This window comes from Shewanella sp. SG41-4, assembly GCF_014164505.1.
In the GTDB taxonomy this organism is placed as follows: domain Bacteria; phylum Pseudomonadota; class Gammaproteobacteria; order Enterobacterales; family Shewanellaceae; genus Shewanella.
Map to the genome: position 1 here is coordinate 1 of NZ_JACJFI010000382.1, position 2,849 is coordinate 2,849.

At 39.2% G+C, this 2,849-nt stretch carries 2 protein-coding genes; both read left to right on the plus strand.

The window, feature by feature from the left end; all coding sequences use genetic code 11:
• Window positions 1–212 (plus strand): efflux RND transporter permease subunit (locus H5202_RS19930; RefSeq protein ID WP_182773597.1); only part of this gene is annotated, 212 nt, incomplete at its 5' end.
• Between the two features lie 146 nt (window positions 213–358).
• The gene (locus H5202_RS19935) at window positions 359–2,365 is read left to right on the plus strand and encodes a methyl-accepting chemotaxis protein (RefSeq protein ID WP_182773598.1); all 2,007 of its coding nucleotides are present in this window, start codon (window positions 359–361) and stop codon (window positions 2,363–2,365) included.
• The last annotated feature ends 484 nt before the right edge of the window (window positions 2,366–2,849 follow it).

Genomic DNA, 2,849 nt, shown 5'->3' on the forward strand with positions numbered 1-2,849 from the left:
GTTGCGGTCGTCATATTGGCTCAACCACCATCACCACCATCGGTGGCTTTTTACCTCTAATTATCGCCGGTGGCGGCTTTTGGCCGCCCTTTGCTATCGCTATTGCCGGCGGTACGCTATTAGCCACCATGTTGTCACTGATTTGGGTGCCGGTAATGTATACCTTATTGATGAAACCGAAAGGTATAGATATTAAACACTCAATCGCGTAATGATATAAATTTCATCAGAAATTATATCTTTCCTCGTCACACTTTCGTACTAAATAACGGATAATTAGTAGTCTTTAGATGTACATTTAAATTCGTATACCTACCTATTCAAAATTAATTTTCACAATAATTATGGAACAGTACATATGAATTATAAAAACTGGCCTATAGCAAAACAAATAGGCTCACTTGCCATATTGTCATCAATCATAATCTTTACCGCTATGTCTTGGTTTTCCTATCAATCGGCATCCACAGTATTGCATGACAAAGCAATTCAAGCGATTAAATCACAAATGCACAGTAATACGCATTTAATTGAACTGCAGTACAACAGTATGTTGGACTTAGCCAAACGAAACGCCGATGTTTTGCGTACCTTATATCCAGGACAATTCTTGATAGAAGATCGCACCGTTGAGGTGTTAGGAATTAAGACCCCTGTACTAGTCCATGATAATGAGCAAATTAATAATTCAAACAATAACGTAGATCACTTTTCGAAGCTTACAGGTGGAGTCGCTACGATATTTGCCCGCGATAATGATGATTTTGTTCGGGTATCAACATCACTTAAAAAAGCAGATGGTAACCGTGCATTAGGGACTTATTTAGGTATTAAACATCCCGGTTATCAGCGTTTGGTTAAAGGCGAAGAGTATGAAGGCTACGCCAAGCTTTTTGGTAAAGACTACATGACAATTTATCGCCCGGTAAAAGATCCCAGTGGCCAGGTTATCGCTATTCTTTTTATCGGTTTTGATATCACCCAATCGGTTGCACAAATCCAAAACTCACTTAAACAACTGACTCTTGAAGAATCAGGTTCGTATGTCATCATCCGAAACTCCGATAAACAAATCATCTCTCATCGTGAGTTAACATCAGAAGAACCATACAATGAAACATTGCTGAATGGCCTATCGCTTGAACAGGCACTCACAGATAAAGGGAGCTGGGTTTACAGCTCCTTGTCTGATCAAGAAATGTATTCTTATTCCGTATATATTCCCGGTTGGAATTGGACTTTGGTCGGGTTCGTTCCTGAAAATGAATTAAGTGATGAAAGCTTAGGAATGTTAAAAATTAACGCCATATTGGCATTGCTAGGCGTGGTGATTATTTCCGTTTTACTTTTTAATGTCATTAATCGTGCAATTAAGCCATTAAAGAACCTGCAGAGGCAAATAGCTAAATTAGGCCAAGGGGATCTTTCACAAACTTTCGATCAATGCCCACAAGACAGCCACAATGAAGTTGATCACATCACGATAAGTGTGGCCCAAACGGCTGCAAGTTTAGCAGGATTAATTGAGTCCTTAAAACAGTCTGTCAGCAGCTTAGAAAGCCAAGCAATTCTTAGCCAACAAACATCAAAATTGAATGGTAATGAGGCAAAATCACTGTTAAACCAAACAGAACAGATTGCGACAGCTATCGAAGAAATGTCTTCTTCTATTAAAGATGTAGCGCAGAATTCGAGTCAAGTTGCCCAGCAGGCGCAAGAAATTGATAGCGCATCAAACCAAGGACATACACAGTTAACTCAGGCGGTTACAGAACTACAATCCTTACGTGAACAACTTATTCAAAGTCAAAAAAATATTGAAAGCGTCAACAATGAAACTCAAGCCATCAGTCAGGTTACTGAAGTCATTAACGGCATTGCAGACCAAACTAATTTACTCGCCTTAAATGCCGCAATTGAAGCAGCCAGAGCGGGTGACCAAGGTCGTGGCTTTGCTGTTGTTGCTGATGAAGTTCGCTCATTAGCACAAAGAACACAACGTTCAATTAGTGAAATAGGTGCGACTATTAACAAATTACAACAGCAAGTAGAACACACCGCCACACAGATGATCCAGTGTCAGCAACTGGGTGAATCGTCAACGGTACAAGCAGATACAGTTAATAATCAACTCACACTGATCAATCATAATATCGGCGAAATGGCAATATTTTCTTCTAGTATAGCCAGTGCCACCAAACAGCAAAGTACAGTGGCAGATGAAGTGTCACGCAGCTTACATACTATTTCTACACTTGCACAAAATAGTGATGAACGGGCAACAAAAGCGGTGAATGATTCAGAGCAATTAACTAAACTTGCGCACAGTATTAAACAACAAATAGGTGTATTTAAAGTGGTTTAACTGAGTGATGTTTTTGCAGACCAGTACTCAATCTATTGAGTGCTGGTTAATTATCCTAATCGCTAAATTGAGTGACAATAATTGTCACAACGAAGGTTTTAGACTTAGGTAAAACAAGTTTATGCTTAATGTTATTTCACGACAGTAACTTACGACAAAAAACAAAAAGCCCCCATCAAGCTGCCGACATACGAGTAAAGATGATGACAGCTTAACAAACGAACCTGATTATCTAGATTTCAGCTTATGTGGCTAAGCTAGGTAAGATAATCGGCAGTTGACCTCTAATCGAGTCGATATCCTGCTTTACAATATCTTTGTCTATTTCCAACGTAACAACTTTAGCAACATTACTGCTCAGTGTCAGGGTTGCTTCTCCTTCAGGGCATTTAAGTCGTGAAATGGATATCGTTCTTTATGACTCTGATGAGTTGATTACTTTGATGAACAGAAGAGATATGTATGAAGTTTACCCTGTTGAAAA